Origin of the sequence: Rappaport israeli, from assembly GCF_001888055.1 — a bacterium.
Classification (GTDB): domain Bacteria; phylum Pseudomonadota; class Gammaproteobacteria; order Cardiobacteriales; family Cardiobacteriaceae; genus Rappaport; species Rappaport israeli.
Genome location: NZ_LXHZ01000022.1, coordinates 40,327 through 65,443, shown reverse-complemented (window position 1 = coordinate 65,443; position 25,117 = coordinate 40,327). Strand labels below are relative to the sequence as shown.

Below are 25,117 nucleotides of genomic sequence, written 5' to 3'. Positions count from 1 at the left end.
TTAGTTGCGCCTATTAAGCGCGACTAAGCGACTAAGAAGCAATAAGCGCAACGCTGAAAGCCAGTAAGCTCAGCCGTGTATAGAACATTCAAATGTAGAGACGCCATGACCACAGTGAATAAGTTAACAAAAATGAGACTCCAGCCATTAGCCATTGCCATATATTTTGCAGCGCAGAGCGTTTATGCCGCGCCGCAATCTCCGTTTTTAAGTACACCTCCGCATTTAATTGATATTAAAAGTGAAGTGAGTAAATTAACCGCTTTACCTAATATTTTATTACAGGTGGATGATTCAGGTTCTATGTCAGCACGAATAGGACGGACTACTAGGATGGATATCCTAAAGGAAGCATTGTTTAATCTATTGAATAACTATGATCCCAGTAATCCTAATGCCAAAAAAGATGCTCAGGGTAGACCTTTGCAGATGCATTGGAATATGATTACCCTGAATGGAACAGCTAGTGATAGATATGGTAGATATGGTAGTTATAATAATTATGTACCAGTTGCTTATGTATCAAGACGATATGAGTATATGACAGCGGCGGAATTAAGACCTTATATCAGTAGGTTGTATGCAAGTGGTGGAACACCTTCAACACAGCGTTATATCCATTCAGCTAAAACTGCCTTAGAAGCTATGAAATATCACTGTCAAAAAACTATATTGTAGTTTTATCTGATGGTGATGCGAATGATGGGAGGAAGTATCTTCGTTGGTTTAATTACGATTTCTATCGTGGTCCATATGGGGGTAGGTCTCTTTTCGGTGATCTCCCTGATTACTATAATTCGGCAGCAGGAGGTAGTAATAATGGAATTGCTTATTTTAGTAGACAGATGCTCAATAGAGATTGGAAAAACACTGGAACAGATATTGAGGGAAATCCTTGGAAAGGTAAGCAAAATGTACAAACGTATACGGTTGGCTTTGGCAGTGGCTTGAGCCGTAATGGTAAAAGTTATTTGGAACATGGAGGCGCTGCTGAAGGAGGTGTTCAAACTTATTTTCATGCAGATAATGCGCAATCTTTGGTTGATGCTTTTGAGACAATATTTAGCAATGTAGATAAAGAAAATGTCCAACAAGAGTCTAAGAAAACCACTTCAGTTACAGCCCCTGTGGTAGCTACTACGCCAATTGATGATTTAGCGGCTACTTTCACGCTGGATACTAAAATTTGGAGCAGTGAAATTCATTTTCATCAGCTCGATGAAAACGGGCAGGTAAAAACAAATGCAAAAGGTGAGCCGCTTTCTGTGCCTGCTAACTATATTTCTCAACGTAAAGTCATTTTAAATAATGGCAGTAAAAATTATTGGATGGATAACTCTACGGCTTCAGAAGCAGCGAGAGATTTTGGTTTTGCAGATGTAAAAGAATTTAGACAAGGGTTTTTGCCTTGGATTGCTCGTTATGATGTAGATGATAAAACGATTGAACAACAGGTTAAAAATCTTCGCTTAAGACAGCGAACCGTATCAGAATATCGCGTGCGTACTGATGACGCTAGAGATGATAAGCGTCAAATGGGTGATGTTTTAGATGCAGATATTGTAAGTATTGATGGCGCTAAATACATTATGACTGGCGCTAATGATGGAATGGTTTATCTCTTTGAGCAAACAAGAAATAAAAATAAGCCTATGCTCTTAAATTGAATTATATTCCTGGCGCGATGGAGCGTGAAAGCAGTGATGATACGTTAATGAAAAATATGCCTAATTTGGCAAAAAGTGATTATGGTTTGCCTAGCAATCCACATATGTATGGCGTTAATGGCGGCATTAGTTTTGTTAAAACGCCAAAATATGCAGAAGGGGGCGAACGCCATCAGCGCACAGTAGCGTTTGGTGCTATGGGTCAAGGCGGTAGAGGGGTTTATGCGCTCAATATTTCTGGTTGTGAGCGCAAGCTTACCTCTGAAGCTTGTGATAAAGTTGGACTGGAGTCCAGTGCGCTCTTATCTGGTGTACCATTATGGGAAAGCAAAAAAAAGCCAAGAAAATAAGTTAGGCTATACTGTTAGCAGACCCTTCATGTATGGGTTGGCAAAAACTTGGAATCAAAACACCCCAACAGTGGCGCAAGACGTTATTTTGGCAGGATTTGTTGCAAACGGACATCAGGCGGCTAATAAAAATATTGCGTATGACGATAAGCCATCGCTCTACATCTACAATATGCTTGGTGAAGAGTTAGGCACAAATATTACTAGAGGCGCTTTGCAATCTAATGGCAGCGCGGGTGAGCTTATCACTAAACTTCAAGCGCAAGATGCCGATAGTAAAGGTGCCTTAGCTTCGCCTATTGGTTATGATATTGAAAATGATGGTATTATTGATGTGGTCTATGCAGGCGATTATTTTGGCGATTTATATCGTTTTGATTTGCGTGGAAATCAAAACGATTGGACGGTTAAAAAAATCTATAATGGCGATTCTTCACGTCCAATTACAGCAGCTCCAGTCGTTTATCGTGATACGGATGTAAACAAACCAATCATCGCATTTGGAACAGGAAGCGATTTGTATGAACGGGATCGTTATCGCGTCGCACAACAAGGATTTTTTGCGATTTATGATGATTTAACAAATAAAAATCCAGCGGCAGTGACTAATAATGATTTGGCGCAACGTTCACTTACCACTAAAGGGAATAAACGCACCTCTATTAGAATCTCTGAATTAGAAAAAGGAAAGAAAGGATGGTGGATTCCTTTGATAACAGGACGTGCTTTACCCAGTGGTCAATCAGGTGAGTTTAGCACCAGTGAAATGGTAGTTACACAACCCTCTATATTACTTAGTACTGTATTTTTTACCACAAGAACCTACAAAGGCTCTAAATCTTCTAGTGGAAATACAAGCAATACACCCAAAGAAACCTGTAGTGTTTCGACAGAAAGTGATAAATCATCAGGCGACAGTCAGTTGATGGCAATTGACATTAAAACAGGCGCATTGCCAGATGCCGCTACTTCTGCCAAATTAACAACAGAGGAAGAAGTAGTTGGCGTTGACTTGGGCTCATTAGCTTCTTCTGTAATCGTTGAAGAGAAAATACCTGAACAATCTGCAGTAAACGTATATGGTCAAATAGGGAGTGGCGAGTTACCAGAGATTGGCAATGTTCGTGCGACTATCGATGGTGCACCAAAATGCGTGAGTCGCAGCAATCCAGTTCGGCTCAGCTATACTGTAGCTGGGACGGGCTACCAAGCTAGAGAGGTGCCAGTGCCCTATTGTTCTGAAGGGGTACGCTTGATTCGAACCACAACGCGTGAAATTAAATAGTCTTTTAGCGGTTTGGCTTTATAGCTAAGCCGCTTAATACGGAATTTATTATGAAAGTGTATAAGCTTAAAAAACAATCTGGGATGTCGTTGCTAGAAGTGGTGGTTTCTATGCTCATTATTGGGTTAGGATTAGTAATGGCAGCCTCGATGATACAAGCCAGCAACCGTTATGGTGAATCAGCAGAATATCGCAGTATGGCGATTGATAAGATTCAATCGATTGCAGATAGCATGCGTGCTAATGCATTAGGTGGGCAGGGGTATGTTTGGGGGCGTAGTAATTATATGGAAACGGGTTATAATCCAAATAATGTTCCTTTACAAACGGTTACGCCTTGTGTAACTAATTGTAAAACCAAAGACACATTAAAAGACCAAGCAGAATCTATTGCTTATAGACGTGCACAAGCTGATTTGATTACTTGGCTTGGGCAGGTGGCAACTTCTCTTCCTGGTGGGCAAGCCTCTATTGGGCGTCATGGCTCAACTTATACCGTAACCGTGATGTGGCAAGTCAATGCAGAAAGCGATTCTCTGGGAATAGATGACATTCGCACTGAATCAATAGATTTTACGTTTGATTTATAAAGATTACAGGAATAATCATGCTATTGAATAAACAAAAAGGGGCTACTTTATTAGAACTCATGATCTCTCTTTCTATTGGCGTTATTTTATTACTTACTTTAGCTTCGGTCTATCTTACTGCTTCTAATACCAATAAATTGCGCAATGCCAATGCAGATTTAGATGATGCGGCAAGACAAATTTTTGACCGCTTAAAGTACGATTTGGATTTAGCGGGCTATATTGATATTTTTGATGCAGATGCAAATGGTAACAAAGTAGCAGAAAAGTTGGTAAAACTAAGCGATGAGGGTGTGCAGAATATGTATGGGCGGATAATGGATACATCAAGCGCTTCATCAATAGCCCCTAAAACACCAATAGAAGAAGTAACAGGGAGAAGAGGGTTAGTTGGTACAGATAATAGCTTAACCATTACCTATCAAGTTTTACCCGTAACGACTAATACCAGCGCCAATCCGGTAACTTTGCCTACTGCAGTTAATGCCAATAGTGGTTGGGGGCTGGATTGTCTTTCTCAAGATCAAGGTAATAAATTTATAACAAATAAATATATTTATGAAAATAATACGTTTATATGTGAAACAGTAACAAAATCTGGAGGGATTGGATCTCAGCCTTTGGTGGGTGAGGATTCAGTAGATGGTACGACAATTACACAAATGACGTTTCGCTATTTGGTAACTAATCCAGCTGAAAAAACAACCGATGTGAATGTTTATAACAGTCAATCTGGGCTGTATGTTTCTGATATTAAAACCGCTAGTGAGGTGGAAGCAAGTCTTTTAAAATGGGCTGGGGTTACAGGGGTTGAGGTGTGCATGGTTGTAGCGGGAGCGCCATTGCAAGGCTCATTAGAAAATATTCTGGAGAATCAACCGACTCTTCCTGTCTGCACAAGAAAAAATGATGGGACTTTCGCAGATAATATCACAAGACCAAACGAGGATGATCGTTTGTATCAACGCTACGTTAAAATATTTAATGTTCCGAATGCTTTGTATTTGTCACCTTAAATTTATAGAGATTTAATAATGAATAGAAAAAAACAGGTTAATCAGCGTGGGATTGTATTGTTAAGCTGCTTGATATTTTTGATACTGTTGCTTATTTTGATGCGTTTTACTATTGGGAGCGCAAGAATTAGCGAATTGAAAGTAGGCGCTGATCTCGATCAAATGAATGCCAAAGAAGCTGCATTATTAATAATGCGTGATGCAGAATTATTTGTGCAAAGACAATCAGCTGATGGTAGGTCTTTAGAAACCAATGTCATTGAAACTGAAGAGGAGACGCTTAAAAAAGCAGTGGATTTTTGGAAAGAAAATACAAGTCTTAATCTTAATGGCGTCTATGATGGCGATGCAAATCCTTGCACAGATGAGAAATGTTCTAATCATGTAAATTGGAATGTGGCTTGTGGGGGGACAAGTGGATTGATTTGTGCTGGTGATGCGACGAATAACGCAAATGCTCAAAATAGAGGGAAGTATATTATCGAACGTTTCAAAGGGGATGGTAAACTTGGATTAAGTGGCAGAGATAAAAATACATTGGTTTTGCGCGTAACGGGCATTGGAATTAATGGTAATAATTCTGTCGGTGATAACGCAACTACTGTTATGTTGCAAAATACTTATATTTTATCTGTGCAATAGCTAGGACAGGCTTATGAAAAAAATCAAACTGGATTTACTTTGATTGAGTTGATGATAGTTGTCGCGATTATTGGCATTATTATGGCTATTGCAGCGCCTAGTTTTAGCCGTATGTTGGCAACTTCAGAAATCAATAGTGTGATAGGGCAATGGCGCGATGGCTTTAATCTAGCACAAACAGAAGCTTTAAGATTAAAACACCGTATTAAACTTTGCCCAAGCAGTGATGGGGCAACATGTGCGAATAATAAAAAGGACTTTTCTGTAGGCTGGATTGTGTTAGATTTAGAGAACAATCAATTAATCCGCGATTTTCCCCCATCCCCAACATTAAAAAATAATACGATTAAGCTTAATATAAATACCCCAAACGATATTATATTTTTACATAATGGGCGCTTACAAAGCAGTTTTGCGTCTGGAACGCTAAGCGCAATGCATACAAAGCATAGTAATTTACAAGCAAGTTTAACTATTGCACGTACAGGGCGAATAAGATCCAGTTAATTTAGAGTAGAGATAATGAATAATATGAAAAGTTTAAAACAATACGCATCTGCTAAGTATCAATCTAAGGGCTTTACTTTGGTTGAATTAATTATTGTAGTGGCAATTATTGGCATTTTAGCTCAATTGCTGTTCCTAGTTATACCCAATATGTGTTGCGAGGTCATCGCGTAGATGCGCGTAATGCAATGCAAGAAATTGCCCAACGTTTACAACAAAGCTATAGCGTAAATCGTCAGTATCCTACTAATGTAAATTTAGCTGCTTGGGGATTAAATCGATCGCCTGCTACTGGAACAAAGCGCTATGATATTAGCGTTACGACGACAGCAAATACTTATACCATTAGTGCTGTGCCAACTGCTGCACAAAACAGCGATGAATGCGGAACCTTTACTTTAAATCAGTCGGGCGTTAAAACAGCGGCAGGGCAAGGTGGTCGCGGTGATTTATCTATTAAATGCTGGCAAAGCTAGTTCAAAATGACTGCACGAATTTCATGTAAAATCAATTTATAAATACGAATATTTTTAGTGCATTAATGGCTTTTTAAAATACTATTTTGAAATGAAAGTTACTTTACAAGCAAGGGCTAAAGCGTTAAAGTAGCGTTCGCATAGCTGCTGAGTGCGTGTTTCCTTAGACCCCTTGACCCTAATTGAATACGCTAGGGAGTCAGACGTAGCTGGGTGCGCAAGCTCATTTTAGATGAGAAGCCCGAAAGCTTACTGAGGCGCCCACTTGAACCTATCGGTTCAAGGGCATTAGGTTAAACGGCTTAAGCGGTTATGCTTTTTTAAAACCAACCTTAGGGTTGGTTTTTTTATGCGTATTTTATTTTTAAATGATTTGAATTATTTAAATGGCGTGTTTTGATTTTAATATGCGTGTTCTGTGTTCTGTTTAGTCTGGTGGTAATGGTCGACTGTATTTTTAGTTTGAAATATTAGTTATAGGTATTCTTTTTACTTTTATATGAATGGGCTCTAGCAATGGGTTGGTTTGCAGATAAGTTTAAATTGACTAAGAATTAGCGACAAAATAAAGAGGGCGTCTGATAGGTTAAAGAGTAGAGCTCTAACGGATGGGGGTTAAAGATTGTGAAAATAAGCAATGGGCGCAAATGTTTTGCTAGAAAGGGCTAGATGTTTTAGGGCGTATGGATTGGGTTATAGTCGAAGAATTGAAAAAGTATTACGGCGTTGGCTCGCCTTGCCGTACTATCTGTACTGTCTGCGGCTCGCCGCCTTGTACTACTTTTTCACTTCTTCAACTATATCTGCTAGGCGGTTTTAAAAACTAGAATAGAGGCGCGAGGTATGAATGAGGGGTTTTTAAAGGGCGCTGTCATTGGTGATTTATTGAGTGCTGTCTTGATGATTGGAGATGGATTGATTGCTTAGGCGAGCTTTGAATTTTTCAACATTGGGCAGTAGGAGGTTAACAATTAGTCCAGGTTGATTATCTTTTAGTTCAATTGCGCCACCGTGAAGATTAACTACGGCGCTAACTAGCGCAAGTCCAAGACCATTGCCAGGGGTGCTTCTGGCGCTATCTAGGCGGTAAAAGCGTTTTAAAACGTCGTTGCGTTTATCACTTGGAATGCCATGCCCATTATCGGTTACGCTAATTAGGATATCTTTGTTAACAATTTTAGCGATGAGGCAGATTGTACCGCCTTTTGGGGTGTATTTAACGGTGTTGTCTAATAGGTTGGTGATAGCTTGTGCGAGCAGGTGGCGATTGCCCATAAGTTGTAGGTTTTCGCTGATATCGCTGGTAAATTGATGTTCGCCGTCTTCAGTTAGGACTTCATAAAGTTCGGCTAAATCTTCGCAGATGGTGGTGAGGTTGATGATTTCAAAATCATCGCGCGCGCGTGATTCTACTTGTGCGATGTTTAAAAGGGCGTTAAAGGTGCGCAAAAGATTGTCCGCGTCTTCAATAGAGCTGGCGATTACTTCGCGTAATTCAGCGCAGGGTGTTTTAACATCTAATAATGCAACTTCCATGCGATTTCGTAGGCGATTTAAGGGGCTTCTGAGGTCGTGGGCAATATTGTTGGTTACTTGGCGTTGGCTGGTAATAAGATTTTCTATGCGATCTAGCATGTGGTTTAAGTCTTTAGCAAGGCGGTTGAGTTCGTCAGAGTCATTATGATTGGTGCGGATGCGTTCGGAAAATCGCCGTCGACGATGCGTCGGGCGGTGCGCGAGATGCGAGCGGTAGAATAAACAATGGTGCGACTCATGAAAAATGAACCAAAAAAGGAGGCAAGCAATAGGATGCTGGTCATTAAATAGACCATGCGCGACATGTTATCCAGTAGGTTTTTTTCGTTTTTGGTGTTGTAGCCAATAACGAGTGAGTAGTCGCTCAAAACAGGCAGAATGGTTACGCGCATGAGTTTGAGAGGGTCGTTGGTAGATTCTTGCGAGGGATTTCTGACATGGCATAGTTCAGAAAAGGAGGCATCGATAATGCGATCTTGTTGGTTGACACGCGCAAGAGTTTCTTGAATATCGCCTGTGGCGATAATACAAAAAGACATATTGGGTTCGGTTGAGATGCGTTCGGTTATGCCGATGGCGGGTGGGGGTAAACCCATGTTGGCGCGGTATTCAATGGTGCGCTCTAGGCGGGTCGATTCGGCGTGGATGCGCAAATTAATTTGTTCAGCGATTTCTTGAGCGGCGGTTTGATAAATCATAACCATTGAAACGCCCATTAATACGCTCATGGCAACTGTAAAGAGCAACGAGTACCGAAATGCGGTGGTGCTCGTTGCTTTGGATAAGTCGCTTAGAAATTTAGTGATAAGCTGTGGGGTCATAAAGGCTATAGCCAGCGCCGCGCTCAGTGTGGATTAAAGGAGGGTTAAAATCTTTATCGATTTTGCTACGTAGGCGTGAAATATGTACATCAATGACGTTGGTTTGTGGGTCAAAATGATATTCCCAAACTTTTTCTAATAACATGGTGCGGGTAACGACTTGTCCAGCGTTGCTCATTAAATATTCTAACAGGCGAAATTCGCGCGGTTGCAGGACGATTTTTTTGCCATCGCGCGTAACTTTGCGCTTTAAGCGGTCTAGTTGTAAATCAGCGACTTCTAAAATCATTTGATTTTGAATATCGTTGTTGCGACGACGGGTGAGCGCTTGCACGCGGGCAAAAAGTTCAGAGAATGCGTAGGGTTTAACTAAATAATCATCTCCACCAGCGGCTAATCCTTCTACGCGGTCATCTACCTCTCCAAGTGCTGAAAGAATAAGCACGGGGGTGCTGTTGCCTTCTTCGCGTAGCTGTTCGATAACAGAAAGTCCGTCTAATTCGGGTAACATGCGATCGACGATTAAAATGTCGTACTGTTCATTTTTTGCCATTTCTAAGCCATCGGTGCCAGTATGGGCTAAATCTGCAATGTAGCCGCTTTCGTTAAGCCCTTTGGCGATGTAGGTGGCGACGTCTTTGTCGTCTTCGATAATTAAAACGTGCATGTGTGCTCCTTTAATTAATATTAGCGCTGTATGCTTGGTAATTTTTTGTTTAGTTTCAATTTAGTTTGCCTGCGCTAAGGTGGCAGGCATTGCAAAGAGTGTACAACAACTAGGAGTAAACATGAATAAACCCTTGGTAAGTTTTTTGACGTTCAGTCTATTGAGTGTGTCTGCTTTTGCTGACCCTGCGCCTGATTTTACAGCGCTGGTTAAACAAACGAAAGATTCTGTAGTTAGTATTGAAGTGTCTTCTAAAGTGCAAGATTCACGCCAAATATCTGGATTTTCTGGGGAGATTCCAGATATTTTTGAGTATTTTTTTGGCATACCAAGTCCGCGCTCTTATCAGCCTTATGGCAGTCCTTTTGCTGAGCCTGCGCCTAAACCACGTTTGCAACAGGTGCAAGGTTCAGGATTTATTATTGATGAGCAAGGGTATTTGCTAACAAATGCACATGTGGTGGATGATGCAGACAGTGTTACGGTTAAACTCAATACGCAACGTGAATATCGCGCGGAGGTGATTGGGTTGGATAAGACCACCGATATTGCGTTACTTAAAATTGAGGCAGAACATTTGCCAGCGGCTACTTTAGGCGATTCTGATAAAGTTGAGGTGGGGGATTGGGTGTTGGCGATGGGCTCGCCTTTTGGCTTTGACTATACCGCTACGCAGGGAATTGTGAGTGCGACGGCGCGGAGTTTGCCAAGTGGGGTTTATGTGCCATTTATTCAAACTGATGCAGCGATTAATCCAGGTAATTCAGGAGGACCTTTATTTAATAGCAAAGGGGAGGTGATTGCGATTAACTCACAAATCTATAGCCGTAGTGGGGCGTTTAATGGGTTGGCGTTTTCTATTCCGATTAATGTGGCGAAAAATGTTGCTGAGCAGTTAAAAGCTGGTGGTGAGGTTTCGCGCGGTTGGTTGGGCGTTGGGATTCAAAATATTGACCAGCAACTGGCAGAATCCTTTGGAATGGATAGTCCGCGTGGGGCCTTGGTTACAAAAGTGATGGAGGATTCGCCTGCTGAGCAAGCTAAGATTAAAACTGGGGATGTGATTTTAAAACTCAATGAGCGTGTGATTGCTAAATCGGCTGATTTGCCGCCGATGGTAGCGATTTTGCCTGCTGGGGAGGCGGTGCAATTAACTATTTTGCGTGATGGCAAAGAGCAGCAGTTATCCTTGACTATTGGCAATGCGAATAAGGCGTTGAAAGAGGGTAAAGGCGGCAGTAAGGCGGCGATGAATCGTCAGTGGGGATTGCGTTTGCAGGCGTTGAGTGAAGATGAGCGCGCGCAATTGCGTTTTTCTAGTAAGGAAGGCGTGTTGATTGCTGAGGTGCAGGCTGATTCTGCCGCGCAAGAGGCGGGATTGCGTGCTGGTGATATTTTATTGGCGGTGCGCGATCGCTTGCTAAGTGATGTCGATGAGGCGGCGGCGTTGCTGGCTAAAGCGCCGAATGACCGTCCGTTGCCTGTGTTGATTTATCGCAATGGTGTGAGTACTTATTTGGCGCTTACGCCTAAAAAGTAGTCCGCGCTTTTGTAGGGCAAACAGCGTTATAATGCGCTGTTTGCTTTTTGCACTATTTAAACGACTTTGATGGGTTCAAGGTCGTTTTTTCTATGATTTTTAGAAGGTTTGGAGGATTTATAGTGTTGGTTGTTAATGTGATGGCGGTTTTGGTGTTGGTGTTGCCGTGGATTTGTGCGGGGATTGCGAAAAAAATGGGTGGATTTAAGTTAGAGGATAATCGGCGAACGCGTGAATTTTTGTCTGCTGTTGAGGGGGTAGCGGCGCGTGCAAATGCGGCGCAGCAAAATAGTTTTGAGATTTTGCCGTTGTTTGTGTTTGTGGTGTTATTGGCGCAGTGGCATGGGGTGGAGGTGCGATTTTTGCAATATGCGGTGGGGGCTTTTTTGTTGAGTCGGATGGTCTATATTGGGGCTTATTTGGCGGATAAGGCGATGTTGCGTTCGATTGTTTGGGCGCTGGGGGTGGTGGATTTGTTGTTGATATTGAGTTTGGCGCTGGGTTGAAAAAGGGATGGGTATGCAGGTTTTAAGTGAGCATCGCTTTGAGTTGTGGCGCTTAGAGCGAAAAATTAAACAACGTCAGCGCCGTGGGCAACCTGTGGGGAACATGCAGGAAAGATGGCAGGCGTTGTATGAGCGTTCGCATGCGCTGTATGCAAAGCGGTTGGCGAGTTTGCCTAAGCCTAGGTTTGAGGCGGATTTGCCTGTATTAGAGGTGCGCGCGCAAATTGCTCAGGCGATTAGTGAGCATCAGGTGGTGATTATTAGTGGGGAGACGGGTTCTGGAAAAACAACGCAATTACCGCAAATTTGTTTGTCGTTGGGGTTTGGGGCGCGTGGGTTAATTGGGCATACGCAACCTAGACGGATTGCTGCGCGTAGTGTGGCAGATAGGATTGCTGAGGAATTGCAGGTGCCACTGGGGGAGGCGGTGGGCTATCAGGTGCGTTTTGATGAGAAGGTCAGTGATTGTACGGTGATTAAGCTGATGACTGATGGGATGTTGTTGGCAGAAACTTTGGCGGATAAATATTTGAGCCGTTATGAGGTGATTATTATTGATGAGGCGCATGAGCGGAGTTTGAATATTGATTTTCTGTTGGGGTATTTGCATCAATTATTGCTAAGCGCCTGATTTGAAGTTAATTATTACGTCGGCGACGATTGATGCGGATAAATTTAGTGCGCATTTTAATCAGGCGCCACAAATTAATGTATCGGGGCGGACGTATCCTGTGCAGATGGTCTATCAGCGTTAGAGGATAATCAGGAGGTTTATGAGGGGGTTGCGCGCGCAATTGATTATTTGGACGCGGAACATGGGATGGGGGATGTGTTGGTTTTTTTACCTACTGAGCGCGAGATTCGCGAGTGTAGTGAGGTGTTGAAGCGGTTGCAGTTGCGCGCGACGGAGATTTTGCCGTTATTTGGTCGTTTGTCTTTGGCTGATCAGCAGGCGGTGTTTCATCCTAAAAGTAATCGGCGCATTGTGTTGGCGACAAATGTGGCGGAAACGTCGTTAACGGTGCCGCGTATTCGTTATGTGATTGATACGGGGACGGCGCGGGTGAGTCGCTATTCTTTGCGCACAAAAACGCAACGATTGCCAATTGAGCCTATTTCTCAGGCGAGCGCTAATCAACGCGCTGGGCGTTGTGGGCGGATTGCAGCTGGGGTGTGCGTGCGTTTATATAGTGAGGAGGATTTTAAACAGCGCGATGAATTTACTGAGCCTGAGATTTTGCGCACAAATTTGGCGGCGGTGATTTTACAGATGTTGGTGTTGCAATTGGGGGAGGTGGCGGCGTTTCCTTTTGTGGATTCACCCGAGCAACGCCAAATTAATGATGGTTATCGGTTGTTGTTTGAATTAAAGGCGGTGGATGCCAAGCAACAGTTGACGAGTTTGGGGCGCAATATGGCGAAATTGCCAATTGACCCGCGTTTTGCACGGATTGTTTATGAGGCGGCAAGGGTGGGGGTTTTGGCGCAGGCGTTGGTGATTTTGGCGGCGTTGAGTATTCAAGATCCGCGAGAGCGCCCGTTTGGTAAGGAGCAACAAGCCGATGCGCAACAACAACAATTTGCGCATAAACAGTCGGATTTTTTGTCTTTATTGCTGCTGTTTAATGCCTATCAAGCAAAGCGCCATCAAGGCTCAAACAATCAATTGCGCAAATGGTGTGAGGCGCATTTTTTGAATGTGCAAAGAATGCGCGAGTGGCGCGAGTTGTATGTGCAGTTATGTAAGGAATGTCGTATGCAGGGCTTGGCGCTTCACTTATCACAAGAGGATGAGGCAAATGCTGAGGGGTTGCATCGGGCGTTGTTGGCTGGATTTTTAGACCAAGTGGGGCTTTGGGATGAGCAACAACAGGAATATAGTGGCCCGCGGCATCGCAAATTTGTGATTTTTCCTGCCTCCGTGCTGGCAAAGCGCAAACCACAGGCGATTATGGCGGCAAGTATTGTGGAAATGAGTCGCACTTTTGCGCGCACTTGTGCCCCGATTGTGTTGCAGGAATTAGAATCGCTTGCCACGCATTTGCTTAAATATACACATAGCGAACCGCATTGGTCGAAAAAGGCGGGCAATGTGATGTGTAATCAAACGGTGTTGTTGTATGGCTTGCCGTTGGTTTCTGGGCGCAAGGTGCCGTTTGCTAAAGAAAATCCTGCTTTGGCGCATGAGATTTTTGTGCAGGAGGCTTTGGTTACGGGGGAGCTGTTTACGCGTGTGCCCGCGATTGCAAAAAATTTGAGTTTGCGCGCTAAGCTGGAGAATTTGGAAGATAAAACGCGTAGCCGTGGGATTGTGGTAGATGAACAGGTGATGGCGGAGTTTTATTTTAAGCGCTTGCCAGAGTGGGTGCATTCGGTGGTGAGTTTGGAGCAGTGGGTCAAACAGCATGGCGAGGTGAGTTTGTACATGCAAGAAGATGACTTGCTCAATGAGGATACAAGCGTTAGCGCTAAACAATACCCCGAGCGCTTGCAAGTTGGCGCGCATCAATTGGCGTTGGAATATGTATTTAATCCAGGGGGAGAGGCAGATGGTGTAACCGCTTTAATTCCTATCACAGCGCTTAATGCACTCAATGCACAGGATTTTGAGCGGCTTGTGCCTGCAATTTTGGGGGAGAAGGTGGAGGCGATGTTGCGGCGTTTGCCTAAAGTGTGGCGGCGCCAATTAGTGCCTATCCCTGATTTTGCGCGTGCGGTGTATGAACGCCTATTAGATGATAAACAAACTTTGCCACTGGCTGAGGCGATTGCGCAACATATTTTTCAAATCAAGGGCTTAAGAATTCCACTGGCTGATTTAAATACGGAGCAACTTGACGCGCATTATTTAATGAACTTTCGCTTGATTGATGCAAAAAAACGCCGTATTGCTGAAGGGCGTGATTTAAGCGCATTGCAACAGCAATATGGACAACAGGCGGCAGAACAGTTTCAACAACGCAGTCAAAGTCAATTAAAAGGCAGTGATGCACGCATTAAAGATTGGTTGTGGGAAGAATTACCCACACAAGAGCGCATGAAAGGCGCGATAGTGGGTTATCCAGCGTTAACGCTTGAGGCGGAAGGGGTGTTTTTGCGCCTGCATGATGATGCAGAGCGCGCCGAACGTCAGCACCGCCAAGGCGTGATTGCTTTATTGCAAGAAAAATTGGCGCAAAAAATTAAGTATCTGAAAAAAAATCTAAGCCATTTTAATGAGATGAGTTTGTATTACCGCAAAATTAGTGAAAGCTCGCATTTGTTAGACGACACCATGCGCGCTTTGGTTGAGCGCGTGTGCTTGCCCAATGAAGCCCCACGTACGCGCGAGGCTTTTATGCGCGCCTATCAAGCAGGAGAACAGCACTTACTGGCAGAGGCGAATCGCTTTAGCGCACAGCTATTTGACATTCTCAAAGGCTATAGCCATTTAAATGAGCGCCTGCGTCAGATTAAACACAAAAGCGCAAAGGCAGATATTGAAGCACAGCTGGCATTATTAATTTATCCAGATTTTATCCGCCAAACCCCAGCCAAACATTTGCAAGATTTACCCCGCTATTTGCAGGCTATTGATAAGCGCTTGGATAAATTAGCGCAAGAACCGCTCAAAGAGAGCAAACGGCAATTATTAATTGCACCATGGGAAGAACAATTACAACAGTGGCTGGCGCAATTGGGTATTCAACATCCGCATCAACGCGCAGATAATCCGCGCCAACAAACGGCATTTTTGACGTATTTTTATTTATTGCAGGAGTATCGCGTACAAGTATTTGCCCAAGAATTGGGCGCAAAATCAGGGGTGTCAGAAAAAGCGCTCAAACAGGCATTAAGCGCCTTTGTGCCAGAGCGGAGCTAAGAAAAATATTAGATGATTATTTTATGAATAAGGTTTTATAGCGCGGTGTGGCGAAGTTGATTTTCAAGTTCAAAAAGCGCTATTTCAAAATAAAATCAGATTAGCTTAATTTTGCATTGACCGCTAAAGTCTAAAGTACTACTATGAATATTAACAGTTAGAAATAATTGTTAATGTTGTTCAGTTTGCAAAAAAAATTAAATTGAATAGTTTTATAAAATTTCTAAGTAGATGGAAGTTGTTATGTTGAAATATAAATTAAGCACATCGCAATCTTTTGAATTGCAAAATAATTTACTTGAAATCAAAGTAAATCCTTATAGAGATTATCTAGCGTTTAAAAATGCTATAGCACAGTTTATTCATGAGGGAAAAATTCCCAGAGATTTATATGAATTTGTGTTTTGTACAAGAGCTATAGATCAACGAGAAGAGCCAATAATTTTTATAGAAGGATTGCCTGTTGATCCTGATCTTCCAAATTTCGATAATAAAAATCCTGTGGAAGAGAAAAGAAGCTTAAAAAATACTTTTGTGACAGAAGGTATATTAGAATTTTTTGCTCAAATTAGAGGAGAAAAACCTATAGGTTATTTGAATGTCAATCAGGGTGATGTTTTTCAGGATATTTTTCCTATGGAAGAATTGTATAATAGTCAATCACAGAAAGCGTTAAATGATATCTTTTTTCATAAAGATCTAGCAAATCATTTTGTAAGACCTGATTGGGTGAATATTATCTGTATCAGAAATGATATTGAAAATATGATTGTAACTTGTTTCACTAAAAATATTGATGTATTGAAAAATTTTTCTTACGAAGAGAAACTTGAGCTTTCTAAGCCACAATTTTATACCCCTTATGATGATCTTAGTACTTATCATAGCTTAGTTAAGTTGGGAGATGCACAATTACACCCGATATTAACAGATCCCAATGGAATTGATATTCGTTTTTTCGAAAATCGCACTGTTTCTACTAATGAAAAAGGTAAAATATTAATAGAAAAATTGATTAAATTGTTACACGAAAATAAATGTTGTATACACCTAAGAACAGGTGATCTTATTGCTACACAAAATAATTTTTCTATTCATTGTAAACAGATATTAAAAATGAATAATTTAGAAGGTGCGAGAAAACGTTGGATGATGAAAACAGTAAATGTTGATGACTATAAGAGAATTAGTCAATATACAGTTAAGGATAAGGAGTATTTGATTAATGGATAATATTTTTATTTTGTTTAAAAATATCGCAATAAATAATAAAGATATTGCCATAGAAACGTCATCTGAACAAATTCAATACCAAGATTTATTAACGCTTTCATTGCGCTACATTCAATATCTATCAACTATTAAACAAAATAGGATTGCGATTAAATGTGAGAAAATATCTATACATTCTATTGCAATAATGCTGGCAATTTTTGCTAATAAAAAAAAGTTGTTTGTTAATCGATAAAAGAAGACCAAACCTTTTAAAATGAAAAAATATTGAAAATGTTGCAATGTGAGGTTGTTTTTAAAGAGTGGGATTTAGAAGATATTCTAAAAAATAATAAAAATTCTGCACAAACAAAAACAATAGATGAAATTAAGGTTGAAGCCATTACAGAACAGGATGAAGGTTATATTGTTACAACTTCTGGCTCTACGGGTGAAGCAAAAATTATTTTAGGGCGCCATATTGGCTTAGCCCATTTTATTCAGTGGCAAAAAAAGCGTTATTTTCAAAATAAAAAACGGGTAGCACAATTAACCAATTGCGCTTTTGATGTCATTTATCGGGAAATTTTAACCACGCTTATCTCCGGTTCAACTTTGGTTATTCCTGATGAGGATTTGAAATATCAATCAGGCGTGATTTTTAGACAATGGATAGAGCAACACCAAATAGATACTGTATATATGGTGCCGTCAATCTGTGATTTCTGGATGAGTACGTTATCACAGCAATTTAATCAATATCGATTTGAAAACGTATTTTTCGCAGGTGAGAAATTGCAAAAATCTACTATCTTACAAATGATGCCTTATTTTGAGATAGATAAAATCACAAATCTATATGGACCCTCTGAAACTACATTAGCGAAGTTCTATTATGATTTTGATTTTTTAAATATAGATAAATTTCAAGAGATTCCAGCGGGACAGCCATTGCCTGATACAGAGTATACAATAGGGGAGAATGAACAAATCTTTATTTATAGCAAATTTTCCAGTCTTGGTTATTTAGATAAAGAGACTTTTATTTACCAAAATGGGAAAAATTGGTATCCAACAGGAGATGCTGGCGTAATAAAAAATGAGATGTTGTTTGTTAATGGGCGATTAGATGATCAAGTTAAAATCAATGGCGTTAGAGTGCATTTAAATCATATTAATGCACAGATAAAATCTGTCTCAGGTGTTTTAGAGAGTATTGTGCTGTTGGACTTGCAAAATCGATTGGTTGCTTTCTATACAGGCATGATTGAAAAAAGCACTTTATATAAAGCATTAAAAGATAAGCTTTATCAGCAAATTATGCCTAGTCATTTATATCATTTAGAAGAAATGCCCCGCACAGCAAGCGCTAAAATTGACCGTAAATTTTTATTGCAATCATTAGTTGAAAACCAACAATCTAATATTATAGAGGATGATATTATTTATCATTCATGGCGAAAGGTTACAGGCTATGCTGATAAAATCTCAGAGGAGGATAATTTTTTTGAACTTGGGGGCGATTCTTTAGATGTAACTGGTTTTGTTATTGAGTTAGAAGAAAGAACGGGCAAGAAAATCAACTATTGGTCAGTATATGAACATCCAATAATAAAAGATTTTCGCCAATGGTTAAATAATCAAGAGCTAACTGGTGAAATAGTAGAGACTGCGCAAAATACTGTTCAAAGGCATTCTAGCTTATCGTCTTATCCGCTTAGTCCACAGCAAGTCCGTTATAAAAAAATATATATGCCAGTGATAAATGGTAATTGGTGCAATATGTTAGCCATATGGGATTTTGGTTTAATAAGCAAAAATCAATTGCAAGTTGCTTTAGAGCAATTACTAGCAAGACACGATGCACTGCGCTCATATTATAAAAATGGTTCTATGCGCGTTATGGCACAGACACAATGCCATTATTCAATACAATATCTTGTAGCAGATGAAGCGGATTTTGATAAAACATTAGAGCAAATTAGGCTTACTGAAGCGGAAAAAGTGATTGATATTGAAAAATGGCCTTTATTTTCTATGACATTTTTATCTAGCGCGAGTAAGCAACGCGTTATTTGGAATATTCATCATTTAATTTGTGATGGCTTTTCACAAGCAATAATTTATTCAGAACTAAAAAATTTAATGAATAATCATGTTTTATCATTCCAACCCATGCAATACAGCGTATATGCAATGAATCAGCAAAAAGGCGCTACTCAAAAATCGCTTAAATATTGGCAGAAGGTTTATCAACAACCTTATAAAAAAATAAATATTCCTGTTCAGGATGAAAGATTTGGCGCTAGAGGATATGAAACACGTATTGGACTATCACACACGCTCTCTCAGCAAATAAAAAAATTTGCACAACTCAATCACTGCACGCCATTTACTATTATTCTGGCTAGTTATTTCCTATGCCTGCATGAGCAATATCAAGTGCAAGATATTGTCGTAGGGACGCCAGCATTAGGGCGTCAATCTCAAGAAGAAGAAAAAATAATTGGGAATTTTATATCTTTAGTAACCATTCGCAGTAATTGGTCTGTTTTTTTAGAAAATAATCTTTTTAAGTATTTAGAAGGAATTCATAAAGGAATTTATCAGGCAATTAAATATCAAGATTTTCAATATCATGATTTGCTTGATTTGCAAGGTTATGATTTAGAGCAAGACCGTTTTCCACTAACAACTTTTTTTATTAGCATGATAGATAAGAAAGGACTAGATTTAGAACAAGAAAATAGCTTTATACATAAAAATATGGGATGTAATGTGAAATTCGATAAAATGCTTTATGTGGATGTTTATAAAAATCAATTTTTGTTGCGTTTACAATATCGTCGAGCTTTATTTACTTTCTCACAACAGCAAGATTTTTTAGATAAATTAATTGAAAAAATTAAGCAGATTATTGGAGAATCACTATGTGGATAGTCTTAATTGGAGCTAATGAAGCGATATTGCGTAGAGCGCCAAAAAATCTCAATATCATTGATGTTAGAGAAGGATTAGAAAATATCATTATTAGAGAGAATTATATTCAAATAACAATGAATGTTATTGAAGAAGATTCATTGAAAAAATGCTAAATCCATATCTTGAAGAGATAAAAAAATTCGTTTCATTTTCTGAAAAATATTTGCTGTTAGCAGCAGTTCTAAATGAACAATTTAACCTTAAAGCTAATAGTGTATCTTGTGTGGAGACACTGATTAATAAGCATAAAATGAGACAGGTATTAAAAGAATATCAGACGTTTTTCTCTCAACTAACAGATACTCAAGATTTAAAAGAGTTTTTATTATCAGTTGATTTTGATGTTATTGTAAAGCCAGTAGATGGAACTGGTAGCCGTTTGATTGGTCGATATATTGTTGGGCAAACCAATGTTGATGATTTTGTTCAACAATATAGTGCTTTAAAAGAAGTTTTGGTGGAAGAATATATTAGAGGAAAAGAATATAGCGTTGAATCTATTAGTGAAAATGGAAAGCATCAAATTATTGCAATTACAGAAAAATTCATAGATGAGAATTTTGTAGAGGTTGCGCATATTTCCCCAGCAAATATTAGTGATTCAATGAAAAACTCTATTTCAGATTATGTAATAGAGTTTTTAGATAGGATGCAGATGCAAGAAGGTTGTGGGCATACGGAAATCATTATTAATGATAAAGGGATTTATGTTGTAGAAGGACATCCTCGCACAGGAGGAGACAGAATTGTTAGCTTGGTGCGTCTAACAACTGGTATTGATTTGATTGAAGCCTATTTATATCAATTATCTTATCAGTCTTATCCTATCCAACACGTAAGAGCTAAATTTGCGCAAACTCTATTTATTAATTTCAAAGAAGGTTCAACCTATTTGGGCTTGCCCAATTTAATGAAATATTGTTCTCATCTTGATGAAATTGAAGTTAATGTAAAAATAGGGGCTCAGGTTGAAAAACCACTTTATTCTAGTATGCGACATGTGATGATTGTGCTGTATGCAAAAGACTATGAGCAATGTAAATTTCTTGCGCATACTATAAAGAATATTTTTTTAGAAAATTCGGTGGATAAAAACTAACTTAAAAAGTTTATCTATATTTTAATTAATGATATTTTTTAGAAATTTATATTGAGTTTGATTTGAAATAAGGAATAGGAATGATATTAATTTTACATAGAGGAGAGCTCAAGCCTTTATATCAATTATTGGAGCAATTTGAAAGGAATGAAGAGGTAATTTTATTACTCGCTAAAGAGAAAATAACTGAGGTTTGCCTGCCTTATTTGCAAAAAATAAAATCTATGGTGCATGGTGTTTTTCCTATAGAAAATTATGATAATAGTAGCCGTGTTGAGTATGAGGTTTATTGCCTTAGTCGAAAATATAAAATCACTGCACTTTTTGCAATTGCTGAGTTTGATTTGTATCGTGCTGAGAGAATTAAAAAATGGTTGAATCTATCTTATATTGAAGAGTCTGTATTAGAATTATTTAGAAATAAGATGAGTATGAAAAATTATTTTACTCAGCAAGGAATAAAAACTTCGCGCTATAGCGCTGTAAAATCTGTATTAGATATTTATGATTTTGTGGAAAAATATGGGTTTCCTGTCGTGGTTAAACAGCAGGAAGGCGGTGGGGGTGTGGGAACGCGTATTTTAAAGAGCATGCAAGATATTGCGCAATTTGCGCGCTCTGATTTTCGGGTTAATGGCTATACTGAGCCTAATTTAATGATTGAATCTTATGTGCAAGGTAAGCTCTATCATATTGATGGGGTTTGTTATAATCAAAAAATTCTTTATTTATCTTGTGGTGCGTATATTCATGGCATGATAGAGGATTTTGATGCAGGGTTATCATTAGGATCTGTGTTAATTCCTAATCATTTAGAAATTTATCAAAAGCTTTATCAGGCACAACAAAATATTATTCAAGCAGTCCAGTTGTCAGGGGCATTTTCTTTTCATACGGAGTATTTTATTGATGAAAATGGGCAGATGATTTTATGCGAAACTGCTTGTCGAACAGGAGGCGCTTTAATTAATCAAACAAATGCAAAAATTCGCAATATGGATATTAATTTATGGCTTTTAAATACGCTGTATCAGCATTCTCCCTATGAGGTTAATTCAAAAAATCATCATACGAGTGGGGGATGGGTGATATATGGTTTAGGTAAAAGAACAGCGCGAGTTTTAGATATTGCGCAGATGTGTAATTTACCTTATGTTTTAGACTATCAACCTAAGGTGGCGATAGGACAAACCATTTATCCTGCTGTTTCTAATATTCAAGGTATATGTGGCATGGTATTTTCTGCAGAAAATGAATCACAAGCTTTATTGAATTATCAAAATATTTGTGATTGGGTTGAGAATAATTTTAAGATAGATTTTGTGAGTTAATCATTTGAATATAAATAATTTTAAGGGGAATCATTCTCTGTTGTATTTTTATGGCGCGGAATTGTTTCTTAATATATTAAAAGCGCTTTTGCTGATAGCATCTTCTGTTAAATTGCTGCAAGTTACTAATAGCATTGTTTTTTTTTGGTTTGGCTATGTTGGTTGAGGCAATATCTTCTGTTTTTGCTCCTGTTTATATTGGAAATCTTATTGATAGAAAGAGTGCTATTTTTGTATATAAAAAAATACTTTTTATAATAATATTTTTGTTGTTGCTGGTATGGATTGCTGGGCTATTTGCAGAGAAAGAGGGTTTATATATATTTTTGGTCTATAGTATTGTTTCTTTTTTTTCACCTTTGCAGAGATTATCGCAACAGTCTTATTTTTCTTATTTAAGCGCGAGTTATAATATAAAAAATGTCAATGCTGTTCATCAAATGTGTGTGCAATTTGGACAAATTTTTGGATTGTTATTGGCATTATTTTTAGTAGATAATCTTGAGTATTCTTTTCTACATCTTATTGCTATTGGGATTTTATTTTTTAGTTTGCTTTGTGTTTTACGGGTTAATAATGTCCAAAATATATTGGATATAAAACGAAAAGATATCAATATTGGAATGCTATCTGCTTTTAATTCTCTTCCTAAAATATTATCTGTAGTCGTTGTGGTGAGTACTTTTGATTATTTGATTATTTCTATATTTAATTTGTCGTTGTCGTTGATTTCTCAGGGAGATGTAAGAGGTCATGCCGCCACGATGGCTTATTTTGATATTTCTTATGCGCTTGGTTCAATTGTTGTTTCTTATTTTATTGCTAGGAATTTATATATAAGTAAACATTTAGTGAATGTTTTGTTTGCCTATATTTTAATTCCATTGTTGTTTATTGCTTTGATTCAATTTCAGGCTTTTGCGGTTAAGATGATGGTTATTTTTATGATTGGGGCGTTTGTTTCTCTTTCTAGTGTGGCTTTTAATACCTATATACAACTCAATGTTCCGCTTGAGACGATAGGTAGAATTTTGGCTTTACGCAGGATAATTTTGTCTATTTTATTATTTTTGGTGATTAATTCTTTATCTGGTCTGCATTATTTTGCCGAGCGGTTTTATGGCTTTGGATTGATGGTAACTATTGGATGCTTTGCTTTGATTGTGTTGGGCGCGATTGTCTATGTGCTTAGGCGGGGTGGTTGAAGGGATTTTATAGATAAAAAAAGCTAAGCGCTGAGCTTAGCTTTTTTTATTTGTGCTTAAAGTATGGATTGATTAGCAACGTTTTTGCCAGTTACTTTGCGATCATCGCGCGCTGATTTTTCAAAATTAACGGCTTCTTCAATTTCCATTTTTAATTGTGAGCAAGTTAAGCGCTCATCGTCTGGTTTTTTGGTTTGCACAACATGCGGTGTTGCGCAAGCTTGTAGTAATAAAGCGGTTGCGATGAATAAAAGTTTGTTTTTCATGGTTTATTTTCCTGAGTGAGTTAAATAAAAATTAACTAACAAATGATATATATATATATATATCTAGTCAATAGATATTTTCACTTATTTATCAGGATGTTGCATGATAGTGCATAAAAAGCGCCAGTAGTCTGGCGCTAAATTTGCAGGTTTTGGGGTTATTTGGGTTCTACCATGTCTTTAGGTTGAACGAGGCGGTCGAATTCTTCGGCGCTAAGTAGCCCAAGTTCAACGGCGGTTTCTTTGAGTGAGGCATTATTTTTATAGGCGGTTTTTGCTACTTTGGCGGCGTTTTCATAACCAATATGGCGATTAAGTGCGGTTACTAGCATGAGGGAGTGGTTGAGGTAGTAGTCGATTTTTTCGCGTACTGGTTCGATGCCAATTGCGCAGTGGTCGTTGAAACTTTGGCAGGCATCAGCCAGTAGGTTGATGGATTGGAGGAGGTTGTAGGCGATAACGGGTTTGTAGACGTTGAGTTCGAAATTGCCTGAAGCGCCTGCGAGGGTGATGGTGGTGTCGTTGCCGATGACTTGACAACAGACCATTGTGAGGGCTTCGCATTGGGTGGGGTTGACTTTGCCTGGCATGATAGAGGAGCCGGGTTCGTTTTCGGGAATAGTGATTTCGCCTAAGCCACAACGAGGACCACTGGCAAGCCAGCGGATGTCGTTGGCGATTTTGTTGAGGCTGACTGCAAGGGTTTTTAAAGCGCCTGAGGTGTATACGGCGGCGTCGCGTGCGGCGAGCGCTTCAAATTTGTTGGGTGCGGTGATAAAGGGGATGTTGGTGAGTTGGGCGAGTTGTTCGGCGGCGAGTTGGGCATAATCAGGGTGGCTGTTGAGTCCTGTGCCAACGGCTGTGCCGCCTAGGGGGAGTTCGTGGAGGTGGATTAGGGCGTGGTTGAGGCGTTCGATGTTATGGTCGAGTTGGCTGACGTAGCCTGAGAATTCTTGCCCAAGGGTGAGGGGGGTGGCGTCTTGGAGGTGGGTGCGCCCAATTTTAACGATTTCGCTGAAGTTTTTAGCGTGTTTGTCGAGGGTGTCTCTTAAGGTTTTGATGGCTGGGAGTAGGTGTTGGTGGATGGTTTGGGCGGCGGCAACGTGGATGGCGGTGGGGAAGGAGTCGTTGGTGGATTGGGCGTGGTTGACGTGGTCGTTGGGGTGGATGGGGTGGTAGTGTCCGCGTGTGCCTCCTGCAAGTTCATTGGCACGGTTGGCGATTACTTCGTTTATGTTCATGTTGGATTGGGTGCCTGAGCCTGTTTGCCAGACGACGAGGGGGAATTGGTCAGTGAGTTTGTCTGCGAGGATGTCGTCGGCGGCTTGGATGATGAGTTGGGCGTGTTGTTTATCTAGGCGGTTTAGTTTGGCGTTGGTGAGTGCGGCGGCTTTTTGACCAACGCCATGGCGTGAATGAGGCGGTTGGGAGGGTTTGTCCGCCAATTTTGAAGTTTTCACGGCTGCGTTGGGTTTGTGCGCCCCAGTAGGCGTTAGCAGGGACTTCGATGTTTCCCATGGTGTCGTGTTCGGTGCGGGTGTTGTTTGTGGTCATGTT

27 protein-coding genes, 1 other RNA gene and 2 pseudogenes are annotated in these 25,117 nt (G+C 39.9%); 25 read left to right on the top strand and 5 right to left on the bottom strand.

The annotated features are described in order from the left end of the window. The first annotated feature begins 105 nt into the window (after positions 1–105). The 13 genes and pseudogenes from A5N84_RS05665 to A5N84_RS12720 all read left to right on the top strand — a co-directional run bounded on the left by A5N84_RS05665 (position 106) and on the right by A5N84_RS12720 (position 7,353). Positions 106–678, top strand: a complete 573-nt coding sequence (locus A5N84_RS05665; RefSeq protein ID WP_072281594.1) for a hypothetical protein — start codon at positions 106–108, stop codon at positions 676–678. Positions 679–845: 167 nt separating this feature from the next. Next, complete coding sequence (locus A5N84_RS05660) at positions 846–1,667, top strand: pilus assembly protein (RefSeq protein WP_072281593.1); 822 nt, start codon at positions 846–848, stop codon at positions 1,665–1,667. Next, entirely contained in the window at positions 1,664–2,017 is a 354-nt protein-coding gene (locus tag A5N84_RS12725) for a PilC/PilY family type IV pilus protein (RefSeq protein ID WP_072281592.1), read from the top strand. Before A5N84_RS05660 ends, A5N84_RS12725 begins: the two co-directional genes overlap by 4 nt. Before the next feature lie 28 nt (positions 2,018–2,045). Continuing rightward, positions 2,046–3,302, top strand: coding sequence for a PilC/PilY family type IV pilus protein (locus A5N84_RS05650; RefSeq protein ID WP_332882142.1), 1,257 nt, complete (start codon positions 2,046–2,048; stop codon positions 3,300–3,302). A 50-nt stretch (positions 3,303–3,352) separates the two neighbouring features. Further along, positions 3,353–3,892: a type IV pilus modification protein PilV gene (pilV, locus tag A5N84_RS05645; protein WP_072281590.1), complete on the top strand. Its 540-nt coding sequence runs from the start codon at positions 3,353–3,355 to the stop codon at positions 3,890–3,892. A 17-nt stretch (positions 3,893–3,909) separates the two neighbouring features. After that, positions 3,910–4,908: a PilW family protein gene (locus A5N84_RS05640; protein ID WP_072281589.1), complete on the top strand. Its 999-nt coding sequence runs from the start codon at positions 3,910–3,912 to the stop codon at positions 4,906–4,908. 18 nt (positions 4,909–4,926) lie between these two features. Continuing rightward, positions 4,927–5,550, top strand: coding sequence for a pilus assembly protein (locus A5N84_RS05635; RefSeq protein WP_072281588.1), 624 nt, complete (start codon positions 4,927–4,929; stop codon positions 5,548–5,550). Between the two features lie 30 nt (positions 5,551–5,580). Beyond that, positions 5,581–5,637 (top strand): annotated as a pseudogene (locus A5N84_RS11790) (prepilin-type N-terminal cleavage/methylation domain-containing protein); the annotation flags it as partial. Next, entirely contained in the window at positions 5,632–6,057 is a 426-nt protein-coding gene (locus tag A5N84_RS05630) for a GspH/FimT family pseudopilin (protein ID WP_332882141.1), read from the top strand. The pseudogene A5N84_RS11790 and the gene A5N84_RS05630, both read left to right, overlap by 6 nt. Positions 6,058–6,072: 15 nt before the next feature. Next, positions 6,073–6,231, top strand: coding sequence for a prepilin-type N-terminal cleavage/methylation domain-containing protein (locus A5N84_RS13425; RefSeq protein WP_198923823.1), 159 nt, complete (start codon positions 6,073–6,075; stop codon positions 6,229–6,231). Next, entirely contained in the window at positions 6,210–6,533 is a 324-nt protein-coding gene (locus A5N84_RS05625; RefSeq protein ID WP_233119981.1) for a type IV pilin protein, read from the top strand. Before A5N84_RS13425 ends, A5N84_RS05625 begins: the two co-directional genes overlap by 22 nt. A gap of 138 nt (positions 6,534–6,671) precedes the next feature. Then, positions 6,672–6,850, top strand: a non-coding RNA gene (gene ssrS / locus A5N84_RS05620) — 6S RNA. A gap of 371 nt (positions 6,851–7,221) precedes the next feature. After that, entirely contained in the window at positions 7,222–7,353 is a 132-nt protein-coding gene (locus A5N84_RS12720; protein WP_269844304.1) for a hypothetical protein, read from the top strand. Positions 7,354–7,415: 62 nt separating this feature from the next. On the opposite strand, the gene A5N84_RS05615 is transcribed toward A5N84_RS12720, so the two are convergent. From A5N84_RS05615 to A5N84_RS05605, 3 genes are all read right to left on the bottom strand, one after another. Continuing rightward, positions 7,416–8,168, bottom strand: a complete 753-nt coding sequence (locus A5N84_RS05615; RefSeq protein WP_072281586.1) for a sensor histidine kinase — start codon at positions 8,166–8,168, stop codon at positions 7,416–7,418. A 5-nt stretch (positions 8,169–8,173) separates the two neighbouring features. Continuing rightward, complete coding sequence (locus A5N84_RS05610; RefSeq protein WP_143324846.1) at positions 8,174–8,797, bottom strand: hypothetical protein; 624 nt, start codon at positions 8,795–8,797, stop codon at positions 8,174–8,176. Between the two features lie 70 nt (positions 8,798–8,867). Next, complete coding sequence (locus A5N84_RS05605; RefSeq protein WP_072281584.1) at positions 8,868–9,557, bottom strand: response regulator transcription factor; 690 nt, start codon at positions 9,555–9,557, stop codon at positions 8,868–8,870. Between the two features lie 121 nt (positions 9,558–9,678). On the opposite strand from A5N84_RS05605, the gene A5N84_RS05600 reads away from it, so the two are divergent. The 12 genes from A5N84_RS05600 (at position 9,679) to A5N84_RS05560 (ending at position 23,294) form a co-directional block, all read left to right on the top strand. After that, entirely contained in the window at positions 9,679–11,097 is a 1,419-nt protein-coding gene (locus A5N84_RS05600; RefSeq protein WP_072281583.1) for a DegQ family serine endoprotease, read from the top strand. 122 nt (positions 11,098–11,219) lie between these two features. Next, complete coding sequence (locus tag A5N84_RS05595; protein WP_198923822.1) at positions 11,220–11,603, top strand: MAPEG family protein; 384 nt, start codon at positions 11,220–11,222, stop codon at positions 11,601–11,603. A gap of 13 nt (positions 11,604–11,616) precedes the next feature. Next, positions 11,617–12,234 (top strand): DEAD/DEAH box helicase, encoded by a 618-nt coding sequence (locus A5N84_RS10740; RefSeq protein ID WP_198923821.1) that lies wholly within the window; start codon positions 11,617–11,619, stop codon positions 12,232–12,234. Position 12,235: 1 nt separating this feature from the next. After that, on the top strand, positions 12,236–12,358 hold the full coding sequence (locus tag A5N84_RS12715) for a hypothetical protein (RefSeq protein ID WP_269844303.1): 123 nt from the start codon (positions 12,236–12,238) through the stop codon (positions 12,356–12,358). After that, positions 12,316–15,465 (top strand): ATP-dependent RNA helicase HrpA, encoded by a 3,150-nt coding sequence (gene hrpA, locus A5N84_RS05590; RefSeq protein ID WP_198923849.1) that lies wholly within the window; start codon positions 12,316–12,318, stop codon positions 15,463–15,465. The genes A5N84_RS12715 and hrpA overlap by 43 nt, the downstream gene beginning before the upstream one ends. Before the next feature lie 243 nt (positions 15,466–15,708). Further along, a complete protein-coding gene (locus A5N84_RS05585) occupies positions 15,709–16,698 on the top strand; it encodes a Fe(II)-2OG oxygenase family protein (protein WP_078055593.1) in 990 nt (329 codons plus the stop codon). Further along, positions 16,691–16,933: a hypothetical protein gene (locus A5N84_RS05580; protein WP_072281581.1), complete on the top strand. Its 243-nt coding sequence runs from the start codon at positions 16,691–16,693 to the stop codon at positions 16,931–16,933. Before A5N84_RS05585 ends, A5N84_RS05580 begins: the two co-directional genes overlap by 8 nt. Positions 16,934–16,971: 38 nt before the next feature. Beyond that, a complete protein-coding gene (locus A5N84_RS05575; protein WP_072281580.1) occupies positions 16,972–19,617 on the top strand; it encodes a condensation domain-containing protein in 2,646 nt (881 codons plus the stop codon). Next, a complete protein-coding gene (locus A5N84_RS10275) occupies positions 19,608–19,772 on the top strand; it encodes a hypothetical protein (RefSeq protein WP_158008654.1) in 165 nt (54 codons plus the stop codon). The genes A5N84_RS05575 and A5N84_RS10275 overlap by 10 nt, the downstream gene beginning before the upstream one ends. Next, positions 19,766–20,758: an ATP-grasp domain-containing protein gene (locus A5N84_RS05570; protein WP_072281579.1), complete on the top strand. Its 993-nt coding sequence runs from the start codon at positions 19,766–19,768 to the stop codon at positions 20,756–20,758. The genes A5N84_RS10275 and A5N84_RS05570 overlap by 7 nt, the downstream gene beginning before the upstream one ends. 80 nt (positions 20,759–20,838) lie before the next feature. Beyond that, positions 20,839–22,089, top strand: coding sequence for an ATP-grasp domain-containing protein (locus A5N84_RS05565; protein WP_072281578.1), 1,251 nt, complete (start codon positions 20,839–20,841; stop codon positions 22,087–22,089). A 134-nt stretch (positions 22,090–22,223) separates the two neighbouring features. Next, positions 22,224–23,294 carry an MFS transporter gene (locus A5N84_RS05560; RefSeq protein WP_332882140.1) on the top strand — a complete coding sequence of 357 codons (1,071 nt, stop codon included), beginning with the start codon at positions 22,224–22,226 and terminating at the stop codon, positions 23,292–23,294. Between the two features lie 56 nt (positions 23,295–23,350). Here the strand turns inward: A5N84_RS05560 and A5N84_RS05555 are convergent, their stop codons facing one another. Both A5N84_RS05555 and fumC read right to left on the bottom strand, forming a co-directional pair. After that, positions 23,351–23,560 (bottom strand): hypothetical protein, encoded by a 210-nt coding sequence (locus tag A5N84_RS05555; protein WP_198923820.1) that lies wholly within the window; start codon positions 23,558–23,560, stop codon positions 23,351–23,353. A 158-nt stretch (positions 23,561–23,718) separates the two neighbouring features. Continuing rightward, positions 23,719–25,114: pseudogene (gene fumC / locus A5N84_RS05550) on the bottom strand (class II fumarate hydratase). Positions 25,115–25,117 lie beyond the last annotated feature (3 nt).

What these genes read in the sequence shown, in the direction of transcription:
- A5N84_RS10275 (WP_158008654.1), top strand. Translation starts at nt 19,608, where the DNA reads ATGTGGATAGTCTTAATTGGAGCTAATGAAGCGATATTGCGTAGAGCG.
- A5N84_RS10740 (WP_198923821.1), top strand. Translation starts at nt 11,617, where the DNA reads ATGCAGGTTTTAAGTGAGCATCGCTTTGAGTTGTGGCGCTTAGAGCGA.
- A5N84_RS05640 (WP_072281589.1), top strand. Translation starts at nt 3,910, where the DNA reads ATGCTATTGAATAAACAAAAAGGGGCTACTTTATTAGAACTCATGATC.
- A5N84_RS05580 (WP_072281581.1), top strand. Translation starts at nt 16,691, where the DNA reads ATGGATAATATTTTTATTTTGTTTAAAAATATCGCAATAAATAATAAA.
- A5N84_RS05605 (WP_072281584.1), bottom strand. Translation starts at nt 9,557, where the DNA reads ATGCACGTTTTAATTATCGAAGACGACAAAGACGTCGCCACCTACATC.
- A5N84_RS05660 (WP_072281593.1), top strand. Translation starts at nt 846, where the DNA reads ATGCTCAATAGAGATTGGAAAAACACTGGAACAGATATTGAGGGAAAT.
- A5N84_RS05665 (WP_072281594.1), top strand. Translation starts at nt 106, where the DNA reads ATGACCACAGTGAATAAGTTAACAAAAATGAGACTCCAGCCATTAGCC.
- A5N84_RS05615 (WP_072281586.1), bottom strand. Translation starts at nt 8,168, where the DNA reads ATGCTAGATCGCATAGAAAATCTTATTACCAGCCAACGCCAAGTAACC.
- A5N84_RS05600 (WP_072281583.1), top strand. Translation starts at nt 9,679, where the DNA reads ATGAATAAACCCTTGGTAAGTTTTTTGACGTTCAGTCTATTGAGTGTG.
- A5N84_RS05575 (WP_072281580.1), top strand. Translation starts at nt 16,972, where the DNA reads ATGTTGCAATGTGAGGTTGTTTTTAAAGAGTGGGATTTAGAAGATATT.
- A5N84_RS05565 (WP_072281578.1), top strand. Translation starts at nt 20,839, where the DNA reads ATGATATTAATTTTACATAGAGGAGAGCTCAAGCCTTTATATCAATTA.
- A5N84_RS05635 (WP_072281588.1), top strand. Translation starts at nt 4,927, where the DNA reads ATGAATAGAAAAAAACAGGTTAATCAGCGTGGGATTGTATTGTTAAGC.
- A5N84_RS05585 (WP_078055593.1), top strand. Translation starts at nt 15,709, where the DNA reads ATGTTGAAATATAAATTAAGCACATCGCAATCTTTTGAATTGCAAAAT.
- pilV (WP_072281590.1), top strand. Translation starts at nt 3,353, where the DNA reads ATGAAAGTGTATAAGCTTAAAAAACAATCTGGGATGTCGTTGCTAGAA.
- A5N84_RS13425 (WP_198923823.1), top strand. Translation starts at nt 6,073, where the DNA reads ATGAATAATATGAAAAGTTTAAAACAATACGCATCTGCTAAGTATCAA.
- A5N84_RS05555 (WP_198923820.1), bottom strand. Translation starts at nt 23,560, where the DNA reads ATGAAAAACAAACTTTTATTCATCGCAACCGCTTTATTACTACAAGCT.
- A5N84_RS05630 (WP_332882141.1), top strand. Translation starts at nt 5,632, where the DNA reads ATGGCTATTGCAGCGCCTAGTTTTAGCCGTATGTTGGCAACTTCAGAA.
- A5N84_RS05570 (WP_072281579.1), top strand. Translation starts at nt 19,766, where the DNA reads ATGCTAAATCCATATCTTGAAGAGATAAAAAAATTCGTTTCATTTTCT.
- A5N84_RS05650 (WP_332882142.1), top strand. Translation starts at nt 2,046, where the DNA reads ATGTATGGGTTGGCAAAAACTTGGAATCAAAACACCCCAACAGTGGCG.
- A5N84_RS05610 (WP_143324846.1), bottom strand. Translation starts at nt 8,797, where the DNA reads ATGAGCGTATTAATGGGCGTTTCAATGGTTATGATTTATCAAACCGCC.